Annotated in this window: 24 protein-coding genes; 14 read left to right on the top strand and 10 right to left on the bottom strand. The window is 70.8% G+C overall.

Going from position 1 to position 23,499, the window contains the following annotated elements:
• Nucleotides 1–69: 69 nt before the first annotated feature.
• On the bottom strand, nt 70–1,293 hold the full coding sequence (pan2, locus tag ABDZ89_RS14260) for a proteasome-activating nucleotidase Pan2 (RefSeq protein ID WP_343780248.1): 1,224 nt from the start codon (nt 1,291–1,293) through the stop codon (nt 70–72).
• A gap of 296 nt (nt 1,294–1,589) precedes the next feature.
• Here pan2 and ABDZ89_RS14255 point away from each other — a divergent pair, with 296 nt between their 5' ends.
• Nucleotides 1,590–2,147: a response regulator gene (locus tag ABDZ89_RS14255; RefSeq protein WP_343780246.1), complete on the top strand. Its 558-nt coding sequence runs from the start codon at nt 1,590–1,592 to the stop codon at nt 2,145–2,147.
• Nucleotides 2,148–2,171: 24 nt separating this feature from the next.
• On the opposite strand, the gene ABDZ89_RS14250 is transcribed toward ABDZ89_RS14255, so the two are convergent.
• Nucleotides 2,172–2,456, bottom strand: coding sequence for an amphi-Trp domain-containing protein (locus tag ABDZ89_RS14250; protein ID WP_343780244.1), 285 nt, complete (start codon nt 2,454–2,456; stop codon nt 2,172–2,174).
• Nucleotides 2,457–2,655: 199 nt separating this feature from the next.
• On the opposite strand from ABDZ89_RS14250, the gene ABDZ89_RS14245 reads away from it, so the two are divergent.
• The gene (locus tag ABDZ89_RS14245; RefSeq protein WP_343780242.1) at nt 2,656–3,051 is read left to right on the top strand and encodes a hypothetical protein; all 396 of its coding nucleotides are present in this window, start codon (nt 2,656–2,658) and stop codon (nt 3,049–3,051) included.
• A 55-nt stretch (nt 3,052–3,106) separates the two neighbouring features.
• Here ABDZ89_RS14245 and ABDZ89_RS14240 read toward each other — a convergent pair whose 3' ends face one another.
• Nucleotides 3,107–4,186: an aminopeptidase gene (locus ABDZ89_RS14240; RefSeq protein WP_343780240.1), complete on the bottom strand. Its 1,080-nt coding sequence runs from the start codon at nt 4,184–4,186 to the stop codon at nt 3,107–3,109.
• 152 nt (nt 4,187–4,338) lie between these two features.
• On the opposite strand from ABDZ89_RS14240, the gene ABDZ89_RS14235 reads away from it, so the two are divergent.
• Nucleotides 4,339–5,325 carry a M48 family metallopeptidase gene (locus tag ABDZ89_RS14235; protein ID WP_343780238.1) on the top strand — a complete coding sequence of 329 codons (987 nt, stop codon included), beginning with the start codon at nt 4,339–4,341 and terminating at the stop codon, nt 5,323–5,325.
• 27 nt (nt 5,326–5,352) lie between these two features.
• On the opposite strand, the gene ABDZ89_RS14230 is transcribed toward ABDZ89_RS14235, so the two are convergent.
• Nucleotides 5,353–6,660: an acetamidase/formamidase family protein gene (locus ABDZ89_RS14230; protein ID WP_343780236.1), complete on the bottom strand. Its 1,308-nt coding sequence runs from the start codon at nt 6,658–6,660 to the stop codon at nt 5,353–5,355.
• 295 nt (nt 6,661–6,955) lie between these two features.
• Here ABDZ89_RS14230 and nadA point away from each other — a divergent pair, with 295 nt between their 5' ends.
• Genes nadA through nadC form a run of 3 tightly spaced genes read left to right on the top strand, consistent with a single transcriptional unit; the run spans nt 6,956 to nt 10,459 of the window.
• Nucleotides 6,956–8,086, top strand: coding sequence for a quinolinate synthase NadA (nadA, locus tag ABDZ89_RS14225; protein ID WP_343780234.1), 1,131 nt, complete (start codon nt 6,956–6,958; stop codon nt 8,084–8,086).
• A 1-nt stretch (nt 8,087) separates the two neighbouring features.
• Nucleotides 8,088–9,635, top strand: coding sequence for an L-aspartate oxidase (locus tag ABDZ89_RS14220; RefSeq protein WP_343780233.1), 1,548 nt, complete (start codon nt 8,088–8,090; stop codon nt 9,633–9,635).
• Nucleotides 9,635–10,459 (top strand): carboxylating nicotinate-nucleotide diphosphorylase, encoded by an 825-nt coding sequence (gene nadC / locus ABDZ89_RS14215; RefSeq protein WP_343780232.1) that lies wholly within the window; start codon nt 9,635–9,637, stop codon nt 10,457–10,459. Before ABDZ89_RS14220 ends, nadC begins: the two co-directional genes overlap by 1 nt.
• Here the strand turns inward: nadC and ABDZ89_RS14210 are convergent.
• Nucleotides 10,456–11,598, bottom strand: coding sequence for a sensor histidine kinase (locus tag ABDZ89_RS14210; protein WP_343780230.1), 1,143 nt, complete (start codon nt 11,596–11,598; stop codon nt 10,456–10,458). The genes nadC and ABDZ89_RS14210 overlap by 4 nt on opposite strands.
• Before the next feature lie 309 nt (nt 11,599–11,907).
• Between ABDZ89_RS14210 and ABDZ89_RS14205 the strand changes: the two genes are divergently transcribed.
• The 3 genes from ABDZ89_RS14205 (at nt 11,908) to ABDZ89_RS14195 (ending at nt 14,837) form a co-directional block, all read left to right on the top strand.
• On the top strand, nt 11,908–12,870 hold the full coding sequence (locus ABDZ89_RS14205) for an HFX_2341 family transcriptional regulator (RefSeq protein ID WP_343780227.1): 963 nt from the start codon (nt 11,908–11,910) through the stop codon (nt 12,868–12,870).
• Between the two features lie 96 nt (nt 12,871–12,966).
• Nucleotides 12,967–14,388 (top strand): 7,8-didemethyl-8-hydroxy-5-deazariboflavin synthase subunit CofH, encoded by a 1,422-nt coding sequence (gene cofH, locus ABDZ89_RS14200; RefSeq protein ID WP_343780225.1) that lies wholly within the window; start codon nt 12,967–12,969, stop codon nt 14,386–14,388.
• A 137-nt stretch (nt 14,389–14,525) separates the two neighbouring features.
• On the top strand, nt 14,526–14,837 hold the full coding sequence (locus ABDZ89_RS14195) for a DUF2250 domain-containing protein (protein WP_343780223.1): 312 nt from the start codon (nt 14,526–14,528) through the stop codon (nt 14,835–14,837).
• A 35-nt stretch (nt 14,838–14,872) separates the two neighbouring features.
• On the opposite strand, the gene hmgA is transcribed toward ABDZ89_RS14195, so the two are convergent.
• Complete coding sequence (gene hmgA / locus ABDZ89_RS14190; protein ID WP_343780222.1) at nt 14,873–16,096, bottom strand: hydroxymethylglutaryl-CoA reductase (NADPH); 1,224 nt, start codon at nt 16,094–16,096, stop codon at nt 14,873–14,875.
• Nucleotides 16,097–16,179: 83 nt separating this feature from the next.
• The gene (locus ABDZ89_RS14185; protein WP_343780219.1) at nt 16,180–16,653 is read right to left on the bottom strand and encodes a GNAT family N-acetyltransferase; all 474 of its coding nucleotides are present in this window, start codon (nt 16,651–16,653) and stop codon (nt 16,180–16,182) included.
• Nucleotides 16,654–16,831: 178 nt separating this feature from the next.
• Here ABDZ89_RS14185 and ABDZ89_RS14180 point away from each other — a divergent pair, with 178 nt between their 5' ends.
• The 4 genes from ABDZ89_RS14180 (at nt 16,832) to ABDZ89_RS14165 (ending at nt 20,297) form a co-directional block, all read left to right on the top strand.
• Nucleotides 16,832–17,653, top strand: coding sequence for a DUF502 domain-containing protein (locus tag ABDZ89_RS14180; protein ID WP_343780217.1), 822 nt, complete (start codon nt 16,832–16,834; stop codon nt 17,651–17,653).
• Entirely contained in the window at nt 17,650–18,102 is a 453-nt protein-coding gene (locus tag ABDZ89_RS14175) for an archease (RefSeq protein WP_343780215.1), read from the top strand. The genes ABDZ89_RS14180 and ABDZ89_RS14175 overlap by 4 nt, the downstream gene beginning before the upstream one ends.
• Before the next feature lie 65 nt (nt 18,103–18,167).
• Nucleotides 18,168–18,710 (top strand): hypothetical protein, encoded by a 543-nt coding sequence (locus ABDZ89_RS14170; RefSeq protein WP_343780214.1) that lies wholly within the window; start codon nt 18,168–18,170, stop codon nt 18,708–18,710.
• A gap of 78 nt (nt 18,711–18,788) precedes the next feature.
• Entirely contained in the window at nt 18,789–20,297 is a 1,509-nt protein-coding gene (locus ABDZ89_RS14165; protein ID WP_343780211.1) for an RtcB family protein, read from the top strand.
• A 46-nt stretch (nt 20,298–20,343) separates the two neighbouring features.
• On the opposite strand, the gene ABDZ89_RS14160 is transcribed toward ABDZ89_RS14165, so the two are convergent.
• Genes ABDZ89_RS14160 through ABDZ89_RS14150 form a run of 3 tightly spaced genes read right to left on the bottom strand, consistent with a single transcriptional unit; the run spans nt 20,344 to nt 22,023 of the window.
• Nucleotides 20,344–20,655 carry an MTH1187 family thiamine-binding protein gene (locus ABDZ89_RS14160; RefSeq protein WP_343780208.1) on the bottom strand — a complete coding sequence of 104 codons (312 nt, stop codon included), beginning with the start codon at nt 20,653–20,655 and terminating at the stop codon, nt 20,344–20,346.
• 25 nt (nt 20,656–20,680) lie between these two features.
• Entirely contained in the window at nt 20,681–21,634 is a 954-nt protein-coding gene (locus ABDZ89_RS14155; RefSeq protein WP_343780206.1) for an alpha/beta hydrolase, read from the bottom strand.
• Nucleotides 21,631–22,023, bottom strand: a complete 393-nt coding sequence (locus ABDZ89_RS14150) for a DUF8159 domain-containing protein (RefSeq protein WP_343780204.1) — start codon at nt 22,021–22,023, stop codon at nt 21,631–21,633. The genes ABDZ89_RS14155 and ABDZ89_RS14150 overlap by 4 nt, the downstream gene beginning before the upstream one ends.
• Nucleotides 22,024–22,262: 239 nt before the next feature.
• Between ABDZ89_RS14150 and ABDZ89_RS14145 the strand changes: the two genes are divergently transcribed.
• Entirely contained in the window at nt 22,263–23,489 is a 1,227-nt protein-coding gene (locus ABDZ89_RS14145; protein WP_343780203.1) for a DUF4013 domain-containing protein, read from the top strand.
• Nucleotides 23,490–23,499 lie beyond the last annotated feature (10 nt).

Below are 23,499 nucleotides of genomic sequence, written 5' to 3'. Positions count from 1 at the left end.
CTGTTGTCCGACGAAACGGGCTCGCGAACGCTGCGAGCGGAACGCTCGGTTCGACGCGGGAACGGGGGGTCAGTACTGGTAGTTGATGACCTGCTCGTCTTCCGTGTCGGCGTCTCGGAGCTTCTCGCGGGCCTGCTCGAAGTCGGCCTGCGTCACTTCCGTACGGCCGTCGCGGATGGCGAACATCCCGGCCTCCGTCGCGAGCGAGGCGATGTCCGCGCCGCTGTACCCGTCCAAGTTCTGGGCGACGGCGCCGAGGTCGACGTCGTCGGCGACGTTCATGTCCCGAGTGTGGATCTCGAGGATGCGCTCGCGGCCCTCCGCCGCGGGCTCTGGCACCTCGATGAGGCGGTCGAAGCGACCGGGGCGGAGGATGGCCTCGTCGAGCATGTCGAAGCGGTTGGTCGCGGCCATGATACGGACCTCGCCGCGGTCGTCGAAGCCGTCCATCTCGGAGAGGAGCTGCATCATCGTCCGTTGGACCTCGGCGTCGCCGGAGGTCTTCGAGTCCGTGCGCTTGGCGGCGACCGCGTCGATCTCGTCGATGAAGATGACGGCGGGCTCGCGCTCGGCGGCGAGTTCGAACAGGTCGCGGACGAGCCGGGCGCCCTCGCCGATGAACTTCCGGACGAGTTCGGAGCCGGCCATCTTGATGAACGTCGCGTCGGACTCGTTGGCGACGGCCTTCGCCAGCATCGTCTTCCCGGTGCCCGGCGGGCCGTGAAGCAGCACGCCGCTCGGCGGCTCGACGCCGACGGCCTCGAACTGCTCGGGGTTTTCGAGGGGATCTTCGACGGCCTCGCGGACCTCGCGGATCTGGTCGTCGATCCCGCCGATGTCGTCGTAGGTGACGGTCGGCGAGGCGGTGACCTCCATCGCCTGCGCCCGGGAGTCGGTCTCGTCGTCCAGCACCTGCTGGACCGCGAAGGAGTCGTTGATCGCGACCCGGTCGCCGGGGCGGAGGTCCTCGTCGAGCCGCGACGCGGCCTGCGTCAGCACCTCCTGGTTGTTGCCGTGCTGTTTGATCACGACGCCGTCGTCGGTGATCTCCTCGACCGACGCGATGTACAGCGAGGAGGTCTTCAGCACCTCGTTTTCGCGTTTCAGCTGCTCGACGTCCTCTTTCAACTCGCCGCGGCGCCCCTCGGCGTCCGCGAGACGGTCTTCCAGTTCCTCGTTCACGTGAACGATCCGCCGGAAGTGCTGGCGGATCGCCTCCAACCGCTCCGCGTCGCTCATCTCGGGGTCGAGCTCCAACCGCGGGCGATCGGGCAGTGAGGGGCTGTGAGACATTTGTTGTGTCCGGTTACGATGCGGGCGTAAATGTGCCTTTGGGTCACGGAGAGCGCGTCGGATCGACCGGGCCGAATCCGCGGATCGCGTCCGTCACCGCGCGCGGCGGTCGCGCCGTGTCGAAGCGCAGATCGGCCGGAAACGCACCTGAGGGCCGACCCTATCAAAAACGATAATGAGAGGTGAGGTTTTTAACCTGAGGCGGAACGAACGGAGCGTATGGACGCACGAACGGCGGGCGGACGCGCCGGTCCGGCACTCGCGAACCGAGCGCCGACGACCGGGAGGGCCCGCCCATGACTGAGGATCCGGAGGCGACCGTTCTCGCGGTCGACGACGAGCCGGACCTCGCGGAGCTGTACCGGGTGTATCTCGACCCGGCGTACGACGTCCGGATCGCGACCGGCGGCGAGGAGGCGATCGACGCGATGGACGACACGGTCGACGTCGTCCTCCTCGACCGGCGGATGCCGGGCATGTCCGGCCACGAGGTGTTAGACGCGATCCGCGGCGAGGGGTACGACGCCCGCGTGGCGATGCTGACCGCGGTCGAGCCCGACGTCGACATCGTCGAGATGCCGTTCGACGACTACAAGACGAAACCCGTGACCAAAGAGGACCTGATCACGCTGGTGGAAGTCCTCCTCCACCGCGCCGCGTTCGACGAGCAGAGCCAGAAGTTCTTCGCGCTCGCCTCGAAGAAGGCGGCGCTGGAGGCGGCCGGGACGACCGGCTCCGAGGAGTACGAGGAGCTCGTCGACCGGATCGAGTCCGTGCGACTGAAGGTCGACGACACGCTCGATCACCTCTCCGCCCGGGACGCGTTCGTCGAGGTCCCCGGCGAAGTACCGTAAGTCGGGCCGACACCGCGCCGGCGACTACTCGATCTGTAACTCGCCGTCCGCACCCGCCGAGTCGGCGTTTTCGTCCCACTCGATCTCGAACTCGACGCTCAGTTCCCCCGACCCCTCGGCGGGGCCCTCGCGCTCGGCTTTCACTTCGAACGTCGGCTCTGCGGGCGGGTCCAGGGTCGTCGATTCTCCCCCCTGCGTCAGCGTGATCGCGTCGCCGGCGTCCAGCGAGTCCGCCACCGCTCGCAGGTACGCGGCGATCGATTCGCGGCTTCGGCGGCTTTCCGACTTGAAGAGCACTTTCTCGGGCATACGTCCACGTACGCGGTCTCGAATGATAAACGCAGCGCGCGACGTGACGAACAGCTCTTCGATCGGGGAAACGCGTTTCCGCACGTCTGACCGGGTTTTCGCGTGTTTCAGCGGACGCTCGCGCTCGTTCGACCGGTGCGTCCGGTCGGTCCGACGCACACCCCGGTCGTTTTGTGGCGGCCCGGCGAACCCACGGACCGTGTTCATCTCCGATCCGCTCCGCACCGTCGTCGCCGTCGCCGTGTACTGGACGGCGATCGCGCTCGGCGGCAGCGCCCTGCTGGCCGATCCGACGAACCCGCTCGTCGCGCTCCCCGTCGTCGGCGGCGGCGTCGTCGTCGCGCACGCGGCCCGGACCGGTCGGCTCGTCGAACTCGGGTACGCGGTGGGAACGATGTGGCTCGCGGTGCTTGCGCTGTCGGTCGCCACCGGCGTCCTCGACGCCGTCGTGGCCCCCGACACGGTGATGGCGCCACTCGTCAACTACCCGGGGATCGCCGCGGTCGGGACCGTCGGGCTGTTCGGCGTCCTCTTGATCGCCTACGTCGGGTTCATCCGGCGGAGCGCGACGGGAGCGGCGACGGCGGCCGACTGAGGCGCCCGGGTCGACCCGAGGCGGGCGCGGCCGCGTTTCGGAGCGGCGGCGGTCGCTAGAAGTCGTCCTCGAAGACGAAGGTCCCGTTTCGCTGGACGACCTCGCCGTCGACCTCGATGACGGAGTCCTCGCTCATGTCGACGATCATGTCGACGTGTTCGGCGGACTCGTTGACGGCGTTCTCCTCGCCGACCGTCTCCGGGTACGCGGAGCCGACGGCCATGTGAACGGTGTCGCCCATCTTCTCGTCGAACAGCATGTTGTAGGTGAACCGGTCGATCTGGCGGTTCATCCCGATGCCGAGTTCGCCGAGCCGGCGGGAGCCCTCGTCGGTGTCGAGGATGCCGGAGAGCAGTTCCTCGTTGCGCTCGGCGGAGTGCGAGACGACTTCGCCGCCCTCGAACCGGAGCCGGACCCCGTCTATCTCGCGGCCGTAGCGGTACAGCGGGAGGTCGAAATGGACCTCGCCGTCGACGCCGTCGCGCGTGGGCGCGGTGAACACCTCGCCGCCGGGGAGGTTGGCCTCGCCGTGGTCGTTGAGCGTGGAGTTGCCCGACACGTCGAGCGTGAGGTCGGTCTCGTTGCCGGACTTGATGCGCACCTCGTCGGCGTCGTCGAGGATCTCGACCATGTTCGACTGGAACTCGCGCTGTTCGTCCCAGTCGAGCGAGACGGCGTCCCAGACGAAGTTCTCGTACGCCTCGGTGCTCATCCCGGCGAGCTGCGCGTGGCTCGCGGTCGGGTACTGCGTGAGACACCACGTCTTCGAGAGGCGGGTCCGCTTGACGTCCTCCATCGCGCGGTTGTACGCCGCGTTCGTGTCGGGTTCGATGTCGGCGTCCTCGGTGGCGTTGGCGCCGCCGCGGGCGATGACGAACACGTCGGCCTCCTCGTAGAGGGCGCGTCGATGGCTCGGTTCGGAGAACTCCTCCGAGGAGCGCTTGAAGGCGCGCTGCGCGCGCTTCGAGTAGTTGAGATACACCGGGTTGGCGCCGCGGTCCCCGCAGACCTCGTGGAGCGCGACCGCGAGGTCCTCGGCCTCCTTCGGCATCTGGATGACCACGTCGTCGCCCGACTCGATGCCGGTGGAGTGGTCGGCGATGATCTCGGCGTGTTCGCGTACGCGTGCGTCCATGTCACCGAATTTCGGCGCGGGGGAATTACCGCTTTTCCTTTCGGCGGGAGCGGGTGGGGGACCCGGAACTGGCAACTGCCTAGACGCGCGTTCTGCCATCCGAGCACCGGCCGGCCGCAACGCTGTTTGCCGCGCGACGCCTACCTCGCAACATGGCTCGGCTCGCGTTCCGCGCGGCCGCGGCGGTCGTCGGCGTCGCCTTACTTGCCGCGTACCTGACCGCGGCGCTGCTGGTCGCCGACGCGCTGGGAGCCGTCTGGGCCGCCCGTCCCGACCTCCCGGTCCTGATCGCGCTGCTAGCGGCGTTCGCCGTCGGATCGGCGTACCTCAGCTATCGCGTCGGCACCGCGCAGATCCTCGCGAACCTGGAGGGCGACCGCGTTCCCCGGGAGGGGGCGCCGGACCTCCACCGGCGGATCGACTCGCTCGCGGCCCGGACGGGCGTCGAGCGGCCGGCCCTCTACGTCACCGACGCCCGCGCGCCGAACGCGTTCGCGGTCGGCGGCCGCGCGGACGGCGGGGCGCTGGTGATCGACCGGTCGCTGTTCCGACTGCTCTCGCCCCGAGAGATCGAGGCGATCTTCGCCCACGAACTGGCGCACTTGGAGGGGAACGACGGGTTCGCGATCGCGATGGCCGACGGGGTCGGGCGCTCGGTGGTCGGGGTCGCCACGGTCGCGGCGCTACCGGCGCTGCTCGCGCTGTCGGGACTCGCCGCCGCCTCGGCGTGGATCCGCGGGCGGCCGGGCGACCGCTCGGGACCGTTCGCGCGGCTCCACCGAGCGCTGTCCGGGGGGCTGTTCGCCGGGTTCGTCCTCGCGACGCTCGTCGCCCGCTCGCGGTCGCGCAGGCGGGAGTTCGCGGCCGACGACCGCGCGGCCGAGGTGACCGGTGACCCGATGGCGCTCGCGCGGGCGCTCCGCCGGATCGAGCGCGCGACCGAGCCGACGTGGCCGTTCGCGCCGTTCTCCACGCAGAAGCGGACCGAAGACCCCGCCGAGCGCTGGCTGTCGACGCACCCCTCGACCGACGAGCGCGTCGAACGGCTGCGCCGACTGGCGGAGTCGCAGGGGCCGACGAGACGGATTCCGCCCGGGCCGTCGCGGGCGACCGCCGGCAGGGGCCGATCGCTCCGCTGACCGACCGCCGTCCGGCCGTGGCGCCGTCTACAGGCCGTACTGTTCGCGCGTCACGTCGTCGAGGCCGGAGTCGGCGAGGGCGTCAGTCGGGACGAGCATGTCGAGTTGGACGACGCCGGGGAGTCGGCCGATCTGGACGCCGCCCGTGAACGTACACCGGCCGCGCACCTCGCCCTCGCTCATGTCGAGCAGCGTGCCGGCGCGGTCGAAGGCGTTCTGCGTGGCGTCGTTGACGGTCGCGCCGGAACCGATCACCTGGAGCGGCGCGGCGTCGGTGTCGACGTCGACGCCGTGTTCGTCCCCGAGCGCCGACCCGGCCGCGGCCTCCTCGTCGCTGTAGGGCGCGCTGATGAACGGCAGGTCTTCCTCGTTCGGGAGGAGGACGGGCCCGTCGAGGTCGACGTCCTCGATCACCTCCACGTCCATCGTCACCGTCCCGCTCACGTCGGTGGTGTGCAAGGAGAGCTCGCCGTCGCCCTGGTTCGCGTGGAGGTCGCCGACGTAGACGCCGCCGCCGTCGACGACGACCGGGCAGATCAGCGTCGCGCCCGCGCGGACCTCGGGCACGTCCATGTGGCCGTCGGTGCGTAGCTCCAAGTCCGCCTCCGTCTCGACGCCGTAGTCGTGGTCGGCGCCGATGAGGTTCTGTCCGAAGTCGCCCGCGTTGTGCGAGTCCGGCATAGTGACCGGCGGGGTGGTGCCGATGTTGCCGATGAACGGCCGGAGACGGCCGAGCGTGCCGGGCATCCCGTCCGGCTCGTACAGGAGTATCGGGTGTTGGCGGGCGTTTTCGGGGATGTCCATCACGCGTTCGGCGTCGGTCGCGAGCTCGTGAGCGCCCTCCTTGTCGAGCGTGACCCCGACCGCGTTCTCGTGGTCGAACGCGACGGTGTAGCCGTACTCGAAGCCGAACGAGGAGGCGTTCGCGCCGCACTCCGCACAGCGGATCGCGTCCTCGCCGGTGCCCTCGACGACGGAGTCGGGCCACGTCGTCCCGCACTCGGGGCACCGGTGGTCGACGAACGGGTCGTCGCCGAACGCCTCGTCGCGCTCGGCCATCGACCCGGTGCTCGTCGCCATGCTCGTCACCTCCACGTCGCGGATGTGGATCGCGACGGCGTCGCCGACCTCGGCCCCCTCGACGCGGATCGGTCGCGTCACCTCGTGGCCGCCGCGGAACGAGGGGGTCACCATCGGTCCCCAACAGCCCGGCGGGGTGTACGTCGTCACCGTGCCGCCGTCCGCGACCGTGCCCGCCCACTCCTGATCGGGCCCGACGAGCCCGAGCGTGTACTGGTCGACGTGGAGTTCCTGTTGGACTTCCTGCTGTGACATACCGTATGTTGGTACGAGATGACACGGCATAATCGTGGGGGAAACCGGCACTCGTCGGACGAATCGCTGGGGAACCGCTCGCTCGACGAATCACGGAGAACCGCTCGCTCGGCGAGTCGGGACGACGCTCGCACGGTGAGCCGAGGACGAGACCTCCGAATCGGACCGGGTGAACCGTTCGGAAAGAGCAGTTCTGATCGGGGTTAGAGAATTTGAAGTCAATCGGATCGACTTATTGAAGACAAAATTTTTTCACTATACAGTTCTGTGAACAGGTACCCGACGGAGACCCAGAATGCCGGCAATGGAAACCGCTGAGTTCGATACCGAACTCAGTCTCTTCAAATACGACAATCTCGAACAGCTTCCGCCCGAATACCGCGGCCTCGACGAGGCCGAGCGAACGCGGCGGATCGAAGACGCGCTGGACGCGCTCGGCGACGACGTGGTCATCCTCGGCCACAACTACCAGCGACGGGAGATAGTCGAGCACGCCGACTTCGTCGGCGACTCCTACCAACTGAGCAAGGAGGCCGCCGCGGCCGACGCGGAGTACGTCGTCTTCGGCGGCGTCACGTTCATGGCCGAGTCCGCCGACATCATCACCGACGACGACCAGACGGTCGTCCTCCCCAGCATGGAGGCGTCGTGCCCGATGGCGGGGATGGCGGAGGCGCTCCAGGTCGACGCGGCCTGGGCGGAGCTCACGGCCGCGACCGACGCGGACGTCGTGCCGGTCACCTACATGAACAGCTACGCCGACCTCAAGGCGTTCTGCGCCGAGCACGGCGGGCTGGTGTGCACCTCCTCGAACGCGCACCGCGCCTTCGAGTACGCCCTCGACGAGGGCGACAAGGTGCTGTTCCTCCCCGACAAGCACCTCGGGGAGAACACCGCCCACCGGCTCGGACTCGAAGGCGAGACCGCCGAGTGGGATCCGTGGGACGCCGCGTCGGCCGACGCGGCGGCGGTCGTCGACAACGACGTGATCCTCTGGGACGGCTACTGCCAGGTCCACGAGCGGTTCGACCCGTCGCACGTCGAGCAGGTCCGGGCGGACCACGAGGACGCGCGCGTGGTCGTCCACCCCGAGTGTCGCCGCGAGGTCGTCGAGGCGGCCGACGTGGTCGGCTCCACGGCGACGATCCGGGACACCGTCGCCGAGGCCGACCCCGGCGAGACGTGGGCGATCGGGACCGAGGTTCACCTGACCCGCCACCTCCAGCGGTGGCACCCGGAGGTGAACGTCGTCCCGCTGTGCGGCGAGGCGTGTATGGACTGCAACGCGATGCGCCAGATCGATCCGAACTACCTCGCGTGGGTGCTCGAGGAGTTGGCCGCCGGGCGCGAGCGCAACGTCGTCGAGGTCGCGCCCGAGGAGAAGGACCTCGCGCGCGTCGCGCTCGACCGCATGCTGGAGGTGTGAGATGACGGGCCACGAGACCGCGGACGTGCTCGTCGTCGGCTCGGGGATCGCCGGACTGACGGCCGCGCTCGCCGCGGCCCGCGCGGGCCGCGAAGTGGTCGTGGCGACGAAGGCCACGCGCCCCGCGGACGCCGCGTCGTGGTGGGCGCAAGGCGGGATCGCCGTCGCGCGCGACCGGCCGGAGCGGTTCAAGCGGGACGTGCTGGCGGCGTCGGACGGGACGGCCGACCCGGACGCGGTCGACGTGCTCGTCGAGAACGCCGACGACGCCGTCCGGGACGTGCTCGTCGACACGCTCGGCGTCGAGTTCGACCGCGAGGCGGGCGCCGACGCGTTCGACTACGGCTGCGAGGCCGCCCACAGCGAGGACCGGATCCTCCACGTGGGCGCGGCGACGGGCGAACACGTCCACGTCCCCCTGTTGAACCACCTCGACGGGCGCGACGGCGTCGAGGTCGTCGACGACGCGGCCGCGCTGGAGCTCGTCACGCGCGAGGGACGCGTCCACGGCGCCGTCGTGGCGTCGGACGACGGCCGCGTCCCGGTGTACGCGGGCGCGACCGTGCTCGCGACCGGCGGGATAGGGGACCTGTTCCCGCGCTCGACGAACCCACGCGGTGCCACCGGCGACGGGGTCGCGATGGCCGCGCTGGCGGGCGCCGACGTGACCGACATGGAGTTCGTCCAGTTCCACCCGACGGCGTACGACGCGGGCCCGGACGAGGAGGGGTTCCTCGTCAGCGAGGCGGTCCGTGGCGAGGGCGGAATCCTCCGCAACGGCGACGGCGAGCGGTTCATGCCGGAGTACCACGACGACGCCGAACTCGCGCCGCGCGACGTGGTCTCGCGGGCCGTGGCCGCCGAGCGCGACGCCACGGGCGAGGTCCGCCTCGACGTGGGAGCGCTCGACTTCTCGGGCGCGTTCCCCGGGCTCGCCGAGAAGTGCGACGACCGGGGCGTCGACCCGACCGACGGGATCCCCGTCGCGCCCGCTGAGCACTTCCTCTGCGGCGGCGTCGCCGTCGACGACCGCGGCCGGACGAGCCTCGACCGACTCTACGCGGTCGGCGAGTGCGCGCGGACCGGCGTCCACGGCGCGAACCGCCTCGCCTCCACGAGCCTCCTCGAAGGGCTCGTCTGGGGGCTCCGGGCGGGCGCCGACGCGGCCGAGGCGGCAGGTTCCGACGGGACGCCGGCGGAGCCCGGGCGCGTCGCGCCCCCGGACCTGCTGGACCGCGACCCCGACCTCCCGTCAGCGTTCGCTCGCGAGAAGTTCCGGCGGCTCCGCCGAGTGATGGGAGCGCACGTCGGGATCGAGCGCGACCCCGCCGATCTCCGGCGGGCGCTCGGCGTCCTGCGGCGGCTCAAGGGCGAGGTCGACTCCTACGTCCGGACGCGGACCTCGCGCTCGCTGTACGAGCTCCGCAACGCGACCGTGACGGCGCTGTTGGTGACGCGACAGGCGCTGGCGAACGACGAGAGCGTCGGGACGCACTACGTCGCGGACGACGCCGAGCCCGCCGAGCACGGGCCGGCGGCCGACGACTGATGCTCGCCGACGCCGACGTGGAGCGCTGGCTCCGCGAGGACGTGGGGCACCACGACGTGACGAACGACGTGCCGGGCGAGACGAGCGGCCGGCTCGTGGCGAAAGAGCCCGGCGTCGCGGCCGGCGTCGACGCCGCGAGCGCCGTGTTCGACTACCTCGACGCGACCGTGACCGAGCGCGTCGCGGACGGGACCGCGATCGAGCCCGGCGACGCGCTGCTGCGGGTCGCGGGACCGGCGCGAGCGGTCCTCCGCGGCGAGCGCGTCGCCGTGAACGTCGCGGCCCACGCCTCGGGGGTGGCGACGCGGACCGCCGCCGCGGTCGCGTCCGCCCGCGAGGTCGACCCGGACGTCCGGGTCGCGGCGACGCGGAAGACGACGCCCGGGCTCCGCGGGGTCGAGAAGCGCGCGGTCGCGGCCGCCGGCGGCGACACCCATCGGCTCGACCTCTCGCACATGGTCATGGTCAAGGACAACCACGTCGCGGAGCTGGGGCTGACCGAGGCGATCGATCGCTTCCGGGAGCGCGCCTCCTTCGCGACGAACGTCGAGGTCGAGGTCGAGGGTCCGGACGCCGCCGCGCGCGCCGCCGCGGCCGGCGCCGACGTCGTCCTGCTCGACAACATGGCGCCCGCGGAGACGGCGACGGCGGCCGAGCGCGTGGCCGGCGCCGACGGCGACGCGCTGACCGAGGCCTCGGGCGGGATCACGGTCGAGACCGTCCCGGACTACGCCGCGACCGGCGTCGACGTGATCTCGATGGGCGGGCTCACGCACTCCGCGCCGGCGCTCGACCTGTCGTTCCGGACGGGAGGCGACGGTTAGCGCGCCGGTGTCGGAGCGGCCGTCGAGCCCGAGTCCGGCCCGGGTTGCTCGGACCGCACCACGGGGAACTCCATCGCGACCCTCGTCCCGCCCGACTCGCGGTTCGTGATCGAAAGCGAAGCGCCGGCGCCCGCCGTGGCCCAGTAGATCACCTGTAAGCCGAGCCCTTGACCGTGCGTCAGTTGCGATTCGGTCTCGTTCCCCAGTGACTCGACTTCGATCAACGGGACGCCCGCACCCTCGTCTTCGACGATCAAACGGACGTAGCCGTCGCGGTTCTCGGTTCGGACGGTGACCGCTGTGTCGCTCTCGGTGTGCGTCAAGCCGTTGTCGACGGCCTCTTCGAGCGCCCAGTGGGCGAACGGGTGGGAGGCGACTATCGCGTCGTCGTCCAACGACAGCGTGAGGCGCTCGGCGTCGGAGAGCCCGCTCGCCGACAGCGCTCGGTCGGTGAGCGAGCGGATGGACGTTTCGACGGTCTCGTCAGACGTTTCCCAGATGCGGCGGAGCCGATGGACGTTCGTCGAGATAGCTTCGAGTCGGGACGCGTGTACGCGTAAGGTGTCGGTGTACTCGTTGGCGGGGCCGTGTTCGCCCGTCGCTTCGATGAGGTCCGTGTACCCGAGGATGATGTTGGCCTCCGTCCGAATGTTGTGCCGCGCGACGCGGTAGAGGATCTCCATGCGCCGCGACCCCTGCTGTAATCGTGCCTTTCGTCGGCTCGCGACCCGCTTTTCGCGTTGTAGGTTCGCGTACCCGTCACCGATCGGAATGCCGACGGCCAGTCCGGCCAGCCCGCCCATAGCGACGGTGAAGCTCCAGTCCAGTGCCGCTCCCACCCCGAGCGCGTGCGCCGCCGAGATGAGGGCCGCGATGCCGAATCCGTACGCACCGAACGCCGCGCCGACGCGCACGGCCGTTCGGAACTGGGCGTCGGTCCCGCTCCGGCGGTTCGTAGCCCCGACGGTTCCGAAGACGAGCGCGACGAGAACGGTGATGATACCCGCCTTGAGACCGGAGGAGCCGGGCTCGCTGATCGGTCGGAACACGTGTCCCACTCCGAAGAACGCGAGCAGGGCCGTGACAACACAGAGGCCGCCGCCGTGTGCGTATCGCGTGTCGAGTCGTTCGATACGCACGGGCCATAGTGTCGATATAGACATCATATTGGGGTGTGATCTAAGTTAATGTATTCAAGCGAGTGTCAGTATTAACTGTTGCTAAATTTACTACATATGTCGCCAGCGCGCGTTCCGACGCGAACTCGTCGTTTTCGGCTCGGGCCGAACGCGGCCGTCGCCCTCGATCGGCCGGACGACGGGCGAAGTCCGACTCGGGCCGCGTCGAGACCGATCAGTGGTGATCGCGGACCGACGGAACCGCCGGCCGCCGGCTCGGACTCCGGAGCGATCTGGTGGTTTTTATAAATCCACACCCACGGTCCGGGTATGCAGACCCACATCGTCCCGGTCGGGTTCGACTACGACCGGATGATCGCTCCCCTCATCCGGGACCAGTTCGACGTGGACCGGGTGATTCTCTTAGAGGGGACGGTCGGCAGCGAGGCCAACGTCGAGTACTCGCGCAACATCGCGCGCAAGCTGGAACAGGACTTCCAGAACCTGCTCGGCGCGGAGACCGTCCGCGAGCAGTTGGACGACGTGTACGACTACGACGCCGCCTTCGAGCGCGCCTTCGACCTGATCAACGCCGAGCTGGACCGCGAGGAGGCGCCGACCGAAGACGGCGACGCCCCCGACGAGCGCGAGGTGTGGGTGAACCTCTGTTCGATGCCGCGGCCGGTCTCGTTCGCGTTCGCGACGGCGGCCCACTCGATCATGGTCGAGCGGCAGGCGGACCGCGACCGCATCCACACCTACTACACGGCCCCCGAGAAGTACCTGGAGACCGAGCTCGCCGAGGAGCTGCGCGCGACGCGGGACCTCCTCGGGGACCTCGACGCCGCCGACGACGAGGCGCTCGCGGACGCGGGCGTCGACCCCGACCGCGTCGCCGACCGGCTGGCGAGCACCACCGACCTGCTCGCCGAGTTCGACGAGCGCGGGACCACCATCGGCGCCAAGCGCATCGGCGACAGCCACGTCATCGAACTGCCGGTCGCCTCCTTCCAGAACGTCAAGCCGTTCGAGGAGCTGGTCCTCTTCACGCTCGGCGAACACGGGGAGTTCGAGTCCGTCTCGGAGCTGGCCAAGACGCTGGCGGCCGAACTGAACGAGGAGTACACCGACTCGTTTCGCTCGAAGGTCATCTACAACGTGGACCGGCTCGGCCCCGGCGGGAAGGGGTACATCGAGCGCGAGGAACACGGGAAGTCGTACCGCACGAGCCTCTCGCGGATCGGCGCGCTGTGGGTCCGCGCGCACGCCGGCGAGGAGCGCGACATCGCTTGAACGGGTCGGACGCTCTCCGGAGACACCCGTCGACCGACGCGGGGCGGGGTGTCACGACCCGCCCGTTTATACCGGTGGAACCGGGAGCGTTAAGCGATGAGTTCGGGCGGCGACTCCGGCGCGAGCGGACCGACGAGCGACGCGAACGAGTTCGGCTTCGCGGATCCCGCGACCGACCAGTCGTTCGAGAACGCGCTGGCGAAGGCCCGCGACGGGCAACGGCTCACCGTCGCCGACGCGACGGAACTGCTCGCGACCGGCACCGAGGCGGACGGGATCGATCCGGTCCGCAAGGAGGCGGTGTTGGAGGCGGCCGACCGACGGCGGCGCGACGAGGTCGGCGACGAGGTGACCTTCGTCGCCAACCTGAACAACAACGTCACGACCGCGTGTAACACGGGGTGTCTGTTCTGTAACTTCAAGGACTCCGCGCACGCGTTCGAGGCCGACAGCGACGCCGACCACGCCGGGTTCACCAAGACGCCGGCGGAGTCGCGCGCGGTCGTCGAAGACGCCCTCGACATGGGCGTCTACGAGGTGTGTTCCGTCTCGGGGCTCCACCCGGCGTTCGCGCTGAACGAGGAGCACCACGAGGTGCTCGCCGCGCACGACGACCCCGAGAGCGAGGTGAACTACAAGCCGCCGGCGGTCTACGACACCGACCCCGGAACCTACGTCGAACAGCTGGACGCGATGTCCGTCGGCGGCGTCCACCTCCACTCGATGACCCCGGAGGAGGCGTACCACGCCTCCCGGGGCACCGACTGGGGGTACGAGGCGGTGTACCGGGAGCTAGCGGCCGCGGGGCTCGACTCCGCGCCCGGCACGGCCGCCGAGATCCTCGTCGACGAGGTCCGCGACGTGATCTGTCCGGGGAAGATCCGCACCGGCGACTGGGTGGCGGCGATGGAGGGCGCGGCGGCGGCCGGCCTCGACGTGACCTCGACGATGATGTACGGCCACGTCGAGACGGTCGCACACCGCGCACGGCACCTGAAGGTGATCCGCGACCTTCAGGACCGGACGGGCGCGATCACGGAGTTCGTTCCGCTCTCGTTCATCCATCAGAACACCCCCCTCTACCGGCGCGGCGTCGTCGACTCCGGGCCCTCACACGCCGAGGACGAACTCGTGATCGCGGTCGCGCGACTGTTCTTGGACAACGTCGACCACGTCCAGGCCTCGTGGGTGAAGTCGGGCGACGCCCACGGCCTCAAGCTGCTCAACTGCGGCGCGGACGACTTCATGGGAACCATCCTCTCGGAGGAGATCACGAGCCGCGCGGGCGGCCAGTACGGCGAGTACCGCTCGTTCGACGGCTACGTCGAGATGATCACGGCGATCGGCCGGACGCCGGTGGAGCGCTCGACGGACTACCGGACCCGGCGCCGGATCGACCCCGACGACGGGCCGCACGGGCCGCGGCTCGGCCCGCGCGCCGACGGCTCACCGATGCTCCCCGAGCGCTCGACCGAGAGCGACGCCGCCGGAGCGTCCTCCACCAGCGCCGACGACTGAACCGGCCGAGAGGCTCCGTCGGACACGGAATCGGAGAGCCGGTCGGGGCCGAACCGGTTCGGCCGAGCGGCGGCGACTCCCAACGAATGAGAACCGCCGGTACCCCCTTTATCGTGGTACTCGTCCGCATGTGTGAGATGGCCGCACCCGACGCACAGTCGACCGACCGTCCCGCGCGCAGCGAGAGCGGCGACGAGGGGCTCGACCCGGACCGACCGACGCTGACGCGTTCCGACGAGCGCGTACTCTCGTACCTCGCCGACGTGGGCGCCGACTACCAGGCGTTCATCGCGGGCAACACGGGGCTGTACGACGACCACGTCGAGTCCCGACTGACCGCGCTGGCGGACGCGGGGCTCGTCGAACGCGTCTCCAGCGAGGCCGTGTACCGCGTCACCGACGCGGGGCGGGGGGCGCTCCGCGACGACTGCCCGCGCTGGTCGGACTAGCGGACGCGACCGCAAAATCGACGGCCGTCCCGGCCTCAGCGACCGAGTTCAGCGTGCGCCGACGAGAGGTGTCGCGACCCGAGCGCCGCGAGCAGGTTGAGTTCGCCCGCCAGCGCGCAGACCGCGATGGACTCCGCGAGCGCGTCGGCGTTGGCTCCGGCCGGGTCGCCGCCGCCGGCGACGCCGAGGATCTCCAGGCTCGCCCGCTGCGTCGCCAGCTTCGTTCCGCCGCCGACGGTCCCCACTTCGAGGCTCGCCAGCGAGACGGAGACGTAGAGGTCGCCGTCGTCCGTCGTCTCGGCGGTCGTGATCGCGTTCGCCCCCTCGACGACCTGCGCCTCGTCTTGCCCGGTGGCGAGGAACATCGCGGCGACCGCGTTGGCGACGTGCGCGTTGAACCCGAGCGCGCCCGCCTTCGCGGAGCCGACGAGGTTCTTTCGCGTGTTGATCTCGGCTATCGCCTCCGGGGTCGTGTGGAGGCGCTCCTCGACGACCGCGCGGGGGATGGTCGCGTCCGCGACGACCGAGCGCCCGCGCCCCTCGACGGCGTTGATCGCGGCGGGCTTCTTGTCCGAACAGAGGTTCCCCGAGAGCGCGACGAGCGAGGCGTCCGTCTCCGCCTCGATCACGTCGCAGGCCTCGCGGGTCGCGATGGTGGCCATGTTCATTCCCATCGCGTCCTTCGTGTCGTACCGGAACCGGCAGAAGACGTTGTTGCCGACGACGTACGGCGTCACGTCCAGCAGTTCGCCGTGGCTCGTCGTCGCCTCCGCCGCCTCGGCGAGCGCGGGCTCGTTGTCGCGGACCCACGCGACGAGCGCCTCGGCCTCGGCGACGCCGGCGACCCGGAAGACCGGCGCGCGGGTCATCCCGCTCTTCGTCACGCGGGCGGTCGCGCCGCCGGCGCCCTCGATGGCCGAGCAGCCGCGGTTGATCGACGCGACGAGCGCGCCCTCGGTGGTCGCCAGGGGGAGGTAGCGCTCCCCCGAACGCGCGCCGCCGTCGATCGTCACCGGACCGGCGACGCCCACGGGCACTTGGACGCCGCCGAGGGTGTTCTCGATGTTCGAGCCGTGGACCGCCTCGGCGTCGAAGGTGTACTCGCCGAGCGCGTCGAGGTCGGCGTCGGTCGCCTCCGCGACGAGCAGCCGGCGCGCGGCGGTCGCGACGTCGGCGTCGGCGTGGTCTTCCAGCTCGTGGAAGCGGAGGTCGCCGTCGCGGACGCGGGTCGCGAGGTCCGCGGGAGTCGGTTGCGACATGCCGCGTGTTCGTCGCGGGCGGCGCTAATTACTATCGGTTCGGGCGGCGGCGAGCGGGGCAGCGCCGAGCGGGGCGGCGGGCGCTATCGGCCGACGAACCCGGAGAGCCGCTCCCGGAGCGACTCCCCGCCGAGTTTGAGGTAGTAGGCGTCGCCGCCGTCCTCGTAGTAGCCGTCGATCCGGCGGATGACCTCGAAGCCGAGGTGCTCGTAGAAGCCGAGCGCCTGACGGTTGGTCGTCCGGGCGTGGCAGGTGACCGACCGGTGTTGCTCGGCCACGTCGGCGATGAGCCGCTCGGCGTGGCCGCGGCCGCGGTGGTCCGGGTGAACGGCGAGAAACAGGATGTACCCGTCCCGGCGGACGGAGGCGAAGGCGACGAGCCGGTCGTTCTCGGCGAGCAGGTGCGCGGTCGACCGGCGGTACGCGTCGACGAAGAAGCCGCGTCGCTGTCGGAGGACGCCCTCTGCGGACCGAATCTGCTCTTTGAGCTCCCACGCGGCGGTCGCGTAGTCGGACTCGCCGGGCGGGTCGGTCCGCTTTTCGACGTTGACGCTCACTGCGATGACCTAACACGCCAGCGGAATATAACTCCACCGCCAGCACGCAGCGTTGCGGGCGGCTACGCCGCCAGCGGGAACCGTTGCGGTCCCGAGACCCGCTCTCGCGGGATCGGTGTCGGTCGGGGTCCGACCGCCGACGGAAGCGTTTTGATGCGGTCGGTCGTGGACGATACCAATGACCGACGAGTCGTCGGGAGCCGAGTTGCTCCGACGGGCGTTCCTCACGGGCGTCGCCGTCATCGTTCCCGCCGTGATCACGCTGGCGGTCCTCGCCGTCGCGTTCAACGCGCTGTACAACTACCTCGACGCCTTCTCGTCCGCGGTCGTCGCCGTCACTCCCGGGTCCGGACTTCCGGTCGTCGGCGCGATCCCCCGCGAACTCGCGATCGAGATCGCGACCCCGGTCGTGTTCGTAGGTGCCATCCTCCTCTTGGGCGCGGGCGTCGAGTCGTCGCGCTACGGCGAGCGCGCCGTCGCCTACGTCGACGAGACGGTCGAGCGGGTGCCGGGCGTCGGCTCGGTGTACCAGGGGTTCCGGCAGATGAGCGACGCGATGCTGGAGTCGGAGGGCGGCAACTTCCGCGAGGTGGTCCTCGTCGAGTTCCCGACCGAAGAGACGTACACCCTCGCGTTCGTGACGAGCGAGACCCCGGACGTGATCGCGGACCACGCGGACGCCGGGGGAGACGGCATGCGGACGCTGTTCATGCCGATGGCGCCGAACCCGGTGATGGGCGGCCACGTGGTGTTCGTCCCGGAGCGCCGGATCGTCGACGTCGAACTGACCGTCGACGAGGGGATCCGCGCGCTGGTCACGAGCGGCGTCGCCTTAGAAGAGGTCGCGGCCGACGTCGACGACCTCGACCCGGAGGACCTCCGTGCCGGCACGCCGGAGCGCCCCGTCGACGCGCGGTTCCCGGCGGACGAGCGCCCGGAGACCGCCGAGGAGCCCCGCGACGGCGGACGCGACCGCGGCCGCGGAGCGGGGGACCGATGAGCTACGAGCTCCGCGATCACACCGCCGACGTCGCCGTGGAGGCGACCGCGGACACGCTCGCGGGGGTGTTCGCGGCGGTCGCCGACGGGCTCACCGCCGCGAGCACGGAGTCGGTCCCGGCCGACGGCGAGCGCTTCGAACTCGCGGTGGCCGCCGAGAGCCGCGAGGCGCTCCTGTTCGACTACCTCGACCGGCTGATCTACGAGCGCGATGTCCGGCTCGTCCTCCCGGCTGACCACCGATGTACCGTCGTCGAGCCGGGCGAGGCGAGCGAGGGAGACCGCGCCGACGCGGAGACCGACTCGGACGAGTGGCGACTCACGGCCACCGCGCGCGGCGTCCCGCTCGGTGCGGTGGTCGCTCGCGAGATCAAGGCGGTCACGTACTCCGAGATGACCCTCGAACGCCGGGGCGACGAGTGGTACGCGTACGTCGTCTTCGACGTGTGAAGCAGGGGTCTTCGCTCGTGCTACCCATGATAAACCATTATGTTTGTCGAGTGCGTTGGTAAAGTATGTCACAGTCAGATCGGAGCGACGGGAGCGACGCCGACGCGACCGGTCGGCGTTGGGGAGCGTGCGCGGCGGCGGGGCTGATCGCGGGCGCGGTGATGGGTGTCGTGTTACACGGCGCGTTGGGACTCATGCCGACGATCGGCGCGCTGATCGGCGTCGAGACGGTCCTCGCCGGATGGCTCGTCCACCTGTTCAACAGCACGCTGTTCGGCGGCCTGTTCGTCGCCGTCTTCGACCGGCCCTTCTTCGCGGACCTGCGCGAGGACGTCGGCGGCTGCGTCTCGCTCGGGGTCATCCACTCCGCCCTGCTCGGCGTGATCACCGGCGGGCTGCTGTTGCCGGCCGCGATCGCGATCGCGGGGGCGACCTCGCTTCCGGTGCCGACGCTGCCGGTACCGGGACTAACGGCTGGCTTCGAGTTCGGCGTCGTCATCGCGGTCGCACACCTCACGTACGGCGTGGTGTTGGGCCGAGCGTTCGCCGCGTTCACCCTCGTCGAGGGCGCGGTCGGCTGGCTCCCGATCGACCCCGCGAACCGGTGATCGGCGCCGCAGTCGGGGGAATGCCCCGCTCGACCGGTTGACGCAACGCCCTTGCCTCCCCGCGTCGAAGGGCGTCGCATGACCACGCGCGAGTTCGGCGGGATCGAGTTAGAACGGGTGCGCGAACACGTCTGGGAGCTTCCCCGCGAGGGCGACATGAACGTCCCCGCGCGGGTGCTCGCCAGCGAGGCGCTGCTCGCGGAGATCGGCGAGGACGACACCCTCGAACAGCTCCGCAACGCGACGCACCTCCCCGGGATCGCCGCGCCCGCGCTCTGTATGCCCGACGGCCACCAGGGGTACGGCTTCCCCGTCGGCGGCGTCGGTGCCATCGACGCCGAAGACGGGTGTATTTCGCCCGGAGCGGTCGGCTACGACATCAACTGCGGCGTCCGGATGGTGAAAACTAACCTCACCTACGACGACGTTCGGGGTCGCGAGGAGGAGCTCGTCGACGCCCTCTTCGAGGCCGTCCCCTCGGGCCTGGGCGGCGGCGGCGTCGTCGGCGGGACCGCGGACGCGATCGAGGGCGCGCTCGAACGCGGCGTCGAGTGGGCCGTCGAGGAGGGGTACGGGATCGAGAGCGACCTCGCGCGCTGTGAGGACGAGGGGCGCCGGCCCGACGCCCGACCGGAGTACGTCTCCCAGAAGGCGATGGACCGCGGCCGCAACCAGATGGGGTCGCTCGGCTCGGGCAACCACTTCCTGGAGGTCCAGCGCGTCACCGACGTGTTCCGCGAGGGCGTCGCCGACGCCTACGGGCTCGAAGAGGGTGGGATCGTCGTCCTGATCCACTGCGGGAGCCGCGGGCTGGGCCACCAGACCTGTAACGACTACCTCCGGCGGATCGAGAAGGAGCACGGCGACCTGCTCGAGGAGCTGCCAGACAAGGAGTTGGCGGCCGCGCCCGCCGGCTCCGAGCTGGCCGAGGAGTACTACGGCGCGATGGGCGCGTGTATCAACTTCGCGTGGGTGAACCGCCAGCTCATCACCCACCAGGCCCGCAAGACGTTCGGCGAGGTGTTCGACGCCGATCCGATCGACGACCTCGGGATGGAGCTGTTATACGACGTGGCACACAACATCGCGAAGAAGGAGACCCACGCCGTCGGCGTCGACGCCGAGGGGCGGCCCGCGGTCGGCGACGCGGTCGTCGAGCGCCACGAGCGCGAACTGTACGTCCACCGCAAGGGCGCGACCCGAGCGTTCCCCGCGGGCAACGAGGACGTGCCCGCGGTCTACCGCGACGTCGGTCAGCCCGTCATCATCCCCGGGAGCATGGGCGCGGGCTCGTACGTCCTGCGCGGCGGCGACGAGTCGATGGGCGTCTCGTTCGGCTCCACGGCCCACGGCGCCGGCCGCCTGATGAGCCGGACGCAGGCGAAACAGGAGTTCTGGGGCGGCGACGTGCGCGACGACCTCGAAGCCGACCAGCAGGTCTACGTGAAGGCGGAGTCGGGCGCGACCATCGCGGAGGAGGCGCCCGGCGTGTACAAGGACATCGACGAGGTGATCCGCGTCAGCGACGACCTCGGCATCGGCGACAAGGTGGCCCGCACCTTCCCCGTCTGTAACATCAAGGGGTGAGCGGGCGCCGAAGCCGTTGCCGCCGAGGGACCGGACGCCGCCCTCCTCACCGCTCCCGCTTGGCATCTCGACCGAGGTGCTCCTCGACGGCGTCGACCTTGTCGGCGGCCGACGAGTCGCTCGTCCGCTTGTCGTCGACCTTGAGGAACGTCGAGACGCGGTCGCCGTCGACCGCCTCGTGGGCCGCCGCCGCGGCCGCGAACAGCGTCTCCGCGTCGTCGGCCTCGATCACGGTCCCCATCGGGTTCGTCTCGTAGCTCACGTCGAAGTCGTCGAGCGCGGCGACGGCCTTCGCGACTTCCTCGGCCATGCTCCCTTCGATCACCGGTGCGACGCTCAACATCGCGATAGCGGTCATGCGAACGGATCCGTCACGGAGGGACTTAACGGGTCGCGGCCGGGGGCTCTAACGCATCCTTGAGGAACGACAACTGATGACCGATCGCGCCCTCGAAGTCGCCGCCGAGCACGGAGAAGTGGTCGGCTGGCATCGAGACGACGGTCCCGCGGTCGAGCCGCTCGCCGGCGGCGGCGACCGCGTCGGCGTCGACGATGGCGTCGTCCGTCCCGGACAGCAGGAGCGTCGGCGCGCGTATCTCGTCGAGCAGTTTCACGGGGCGGTAGTTCGCGACGCGCAGCAGCGACCGCCCGGGCGTCTCGTTGCGCCACGCCGACTCGCGGTCGACCAGGTCGAGGTACCTCCGCTTCGTCCCGGGTTCCGTGATCGCCGCGCACTCCTCGGTCCCGCCGACGATCGGGACGGTACGACCGCGACCGACCCGATGGCCGAGGAGGTCGCGGAGTCCCGCGGCGCCGGAGCGCGCGAGGTACCGCCCGCCGCGCCGTCTGGCGATCGCGCGCCCGTCGAGCATCGGGACGAGCCCGACGACGGCGTCGACGTCGCGGCGCTCCGCGGCGAGCGTGAGGACGTGCGCCGCCGACAGCGACGCGCCCCACAAGACGAGGTCGTCGCCGAGAACGTCGACGCGCTCCGCGCGCTCGATCGCCGCCGCGTACGCCGCGCGCTGGCGGGCCGGATGGACCGCCTGTGAGTCGCCGTCGGAGTCGCCGAACTCGGGGTAATCGAAGAGGAGCGCGGCGTAGCCCGCGTCGGCGAACCGCTCCGCGACCGCGGGGTAGCCGAAGGTGCGTTCCGCGCCGAGCCCGGGCGCCATCACGACGACCGGGGCGTCGTCGTCGTCGCCGCCGGGCAGGTACAGCGTCCCTCGACAGGTCGCCCCGTCGACGTCGAACGCGACCGCGCGGGTGGCGAACCGCTCGCGCGCCGGGCGGTCGAGGCGGCGCTGGGCCCGGTTGATCGGGTGTCGGCGGGTCACTGGTCGCCCCCCGAGTCGTCGGCGTCGTCGGGCGCGCCGCCGGTCTCGTGGCTGACGGTCTCCAGCACGCGGCTGGAGAACTCCGTCTCGGAGATCTCGTAGCTGTTCAGCGCCTCGAACCAGTCCGCCTCGGCGTGCCACGTGCCGAGGACGTCGCCGGGCGAGCGGACGACCGTGCCCTCGACGCGGACCGGGTCCCACTCGCCGGCCTCCGCGCGGTCGATGAGCGCGTTGAGCGCGCGCCCGATCTCGCCGTGGTGGATCTCGCGGCCGGGGAACGCCGTCATGTAGGTCAGCTCCAGCGGATCGGTCCCGTCGATCGACTCGACGCTGACGCCGTAGCTGCGGAGCGCCGGCTCCACGTCGGCCGTCCGCTCGTCGCCGGTCATGTCTGGTCCGTCGTCCGGACGGGATAAATCGGTACCGGCACGCGATTGAGACGTGACTAGCGGAGCGTCGTCGACACGAAAGCCGCGGACGGGAGGGGGCGACCGCCGACTGGCGGCCGCGGTTAGGTTGTCAGAGGCACACGATTGTCCCGCGCGGCCGGCTCGTGATTGTCCGCGGAGGGGCATAAACGCTCGGGCCGGGTACCATTTATGCGGCTCCCGTCCCTGTGTCGGGACACATGCTCACTGCGGCCGTCACGGCGCTGACGCGAACGGACGACATCGCCGGTGTCGTCCTCGTCGGCGGGTCGTTGACGCTCCTCTCGTGGCTCGTGACGCCGCTGTGGCTCGGCGGCGTCCTCTTCGTGTCCCCGACGCTCGCCGTCGCGGCCCCGCTCGGGCTCGCCCCGGCGCTCGTCGCGCGCGGGTACTTCGTCCGGGTGACGCGCGGCGCGATCCAGGACGGCGACGCGGCGCGCGCGCCGTCGCTCGTCGCGTGGGGAGAGCTGTTCCGGGACGGGGTCAAGTCCGTACTGCTGTCCGCCGCGTTGCTCGCGCCGCTCGCGGGCGGGTTCGCGGTGCTCTTCGGTGCCGCGTACGCGGCGACCGTCGCCGGACCGGTCGATCCGGGGGTGACTGCGACCGCCGTCGAGTCGGCGCTCGGACCGAACGGCCCGGCCGCCGTCGCGGCGGTCGGCGCCGTCGTGCTCGCCGCGTTCGTCGGCGCGTACCTGCTCGCGTTCGCCTACCTCCGGCCGGCGGCGCTCGCCGCGTTCGCCGCGTCCGGTCGGCTCAGAGACGGTCTCAGCCCCCGGACCGTGGCCGACGTCGCGGTGACCGGCCCGTACGCCACCGCGTGGACGCTCGGCGTCGGGGCGCTCGCGGTCGGCTACGCGGTCGCCGCCCCCACGGCGCCGCTGGTCGTCGGCGTCGCGCTGGCCTTCCTCGTCCGGATCGTCGCCCACGGGCTCTACGGGCGCGGAGCGGCCGGCGCCCTGACGAGCGGTCCAGCGAAGAGCATCGGGGGACCGACCGCGGTCGGCGCGGCTCGCAAAGCGGCCGCGACGCCGACGACTCGCGGCACCGGTGCGGCGCGCGAGTCCGCCGCTACCCCCGAAACTGTCACGGCCCGCGGGGCCGGCGCCGCCCGCGGCACCGGCGAAACCCGCGACCTCGGGGGTACCCGCGACTCGGGCGTGACACGAAACCCGGACACGAAGCGGTCGCCGCCGACGCAAGGGATGTCCGGAGACGGCGGTCGACCGATGCGGAGCGAGCCGCCGTCCGGGGTTCAGGTCGGTCGCGCGGTTCCGATCGGCGACGACGGCGAGGGCGACGCCGACAAAAAGGCCGACTCGAGGGACGGGACGGACTCGGACGGCGGTACCGGTCCGGACGACGGTCCCAGTCCGGACGGCGGCTTCGAGTGGGGGCCGCCCCTCGACGACGCGGAAGACAAGAGTTGATACGGTCCCG

It is taken from the genome of Halorubrum ejinorense, assembly GCF_039522565.1.
GTDB lineage: Archaea > Halobacteriota > Halobacteria > Halobacteriales > Haloferacaceae > Halorubrum > Halorubrum ejinorense.
This window is presented reverse-complemented; position numbering and strand designations above follow the sequence as displayed.

What these genes read in the sequence shown, in the direction of transcription:
- pan2 (WP_343780248.1), bottom strand. Translation starts at nt 1,293, where the DNA reads ATGTCTCACAGCCCCTCACTGCCCGATCGCCCGCGGTTGGAGCTCGAC.
- ABDZ89_RS14255 (WP_343780246.1), top strand. Translation starts at nt 1,590, where the DNA reads ATGACTGAGGATCCGGAGGCGACCGTTCTCGCGGTCGACGACGAGCCG.
- ABDZ89_RS14250 (WP_343780244.1), bottom strand. Translation starts at nt 2,456, where the DNA reads ATGCCCGAGAAAGTGCTCTTCAAGTCGGAAAGCCGCCGAAGCCGCGAA.
- ABDZ89_RS14240 (WP_343780240.1), bottom strand. Translation starts at nt 4,186, where the DNA reads ATGGACGCACGCGTACGCGAACACGCCGAGATCATCGCCGACCACTCC.
- ABDZ89_RS14235 (WP_343780238.1), top strand. Translation starts at nt 4,339, where the DNA reads ATGGCTCGGCTCGCGTTCCGCGCGGCCGCGGCGGTCGTCGGCGTCGCC.
- ABDZ89_RS14230 (WP_343780236.1), bottom strand. Translation starts at nt 6,660, where the DNA reads ATGTCACAGCAGGAAGTCCAACAGGAACTCCACGTCGACCAGTACACG.
- nadA (WP_343780234.1), top strand. Translation starts at nt 6,956, where the DNA reads ATGCCGGCAATGGAAACCGCTGAGTTCGATACCGAACTCAGTCTCTTC.
- ABDZ89_RS14220 (WP_343780233.1), top strand. Translation starts at nt 8,088, where the DNA reads ATGACGGGCCACGAGACCGCGGACGTGCTCGTCGTCGGCTCGGGGATC.
- nadC (WP_343780232.1), top strand. Translation starts at nt 9,635, where the DNA reads ATGCTCGCCGACGCCGACGTGGAGCGCTGGCTCCGCGAGGACGTGGGG.
- ABDZ89_RS14205 (WP_343780227.1), top strand. Translation starts at nt 11,908, where the DNA reads ATGCAGACCCACATCGTCCCGGTCGGGTTCGACTACGACCGGATGATC.
- cofH (WP_343780225.1), top strand. Translation starts at nt 12,967, where the DNA reads ATGAGTTCGGGCGGCGACTCCGGCGCGAGCGGACCGACGAGCGACGCG.
- ABDZ89_RS14195 (WP_343780223.1), top strand. Translation starts at nt 14,526, where the DNA reads ATGGCCGCACCCGACGCACAGTCGACCGACCGTCCCGCGCGCAGCGAG.
- hmgA (WP_343780222.1), bottom strand. Translation starts at nt 16,096, where the DNA reads ATGTCGCAACCGACTCCCGCGGACCTCGCGACCCGCGTCCGCGACGGC.
- ABDZ89_RS14180 (WP_343780217.1), top strand. Translation starts at nt 16,832, where the DNA reads ATGACCGACGAGTCGTCGGGAGCCGAGTTGCTCCGACGGGCGTTCCTC.
- ABDZ89_RS14175 (WP_343780215.1), top strand. Translation starts at nt 17,650, where the DNA reads ATGAGCTACGAGCTCCGCGATCACACCGCCGACGTCGCCGTGGAGGCG.
- ABDZ89_RS14170 (WP_343780214.1), top strand. Translation starts at nt 18,168, where the DNA reads ATGTCACAGTCAGATCGGAGCGACGGGAGCGACGCCGACGCGACCGGT.
- ABDZ89_RS14165 (WP_343780211.1), top strand. Translation starts at nt 18,789, where the DNA reads ATGACCACGCGCGAGTTCGGCGGGATCGAGTTAGAACGGGTGCGCGAA.
- ABDZ89_RS14160 (WP_343780208.1), bottom strand. Translation starts at nt 20,655, where the DNA reads ATGACCGCTATCGCGATGTTGAGCGTCGCACCGGTGATCGAAGGGAGC.
- ABDZ89_RS14150 (WP_343780204.1), bottom strand. Translation starts at nt 22,023, where the DNA reads ATGACCGGCGACGAGCGGACGGCCGACGTGGAGCCGGCGCTCCGCAGC.
- ABDZ89_RS14145 (WP_343780203.1), top strand. Translation starts at nt 22,263, where the DNA reads ATGCTCACTGCGGCCGTCACGGCGCTGACGCGAACGGACGACATCGCC.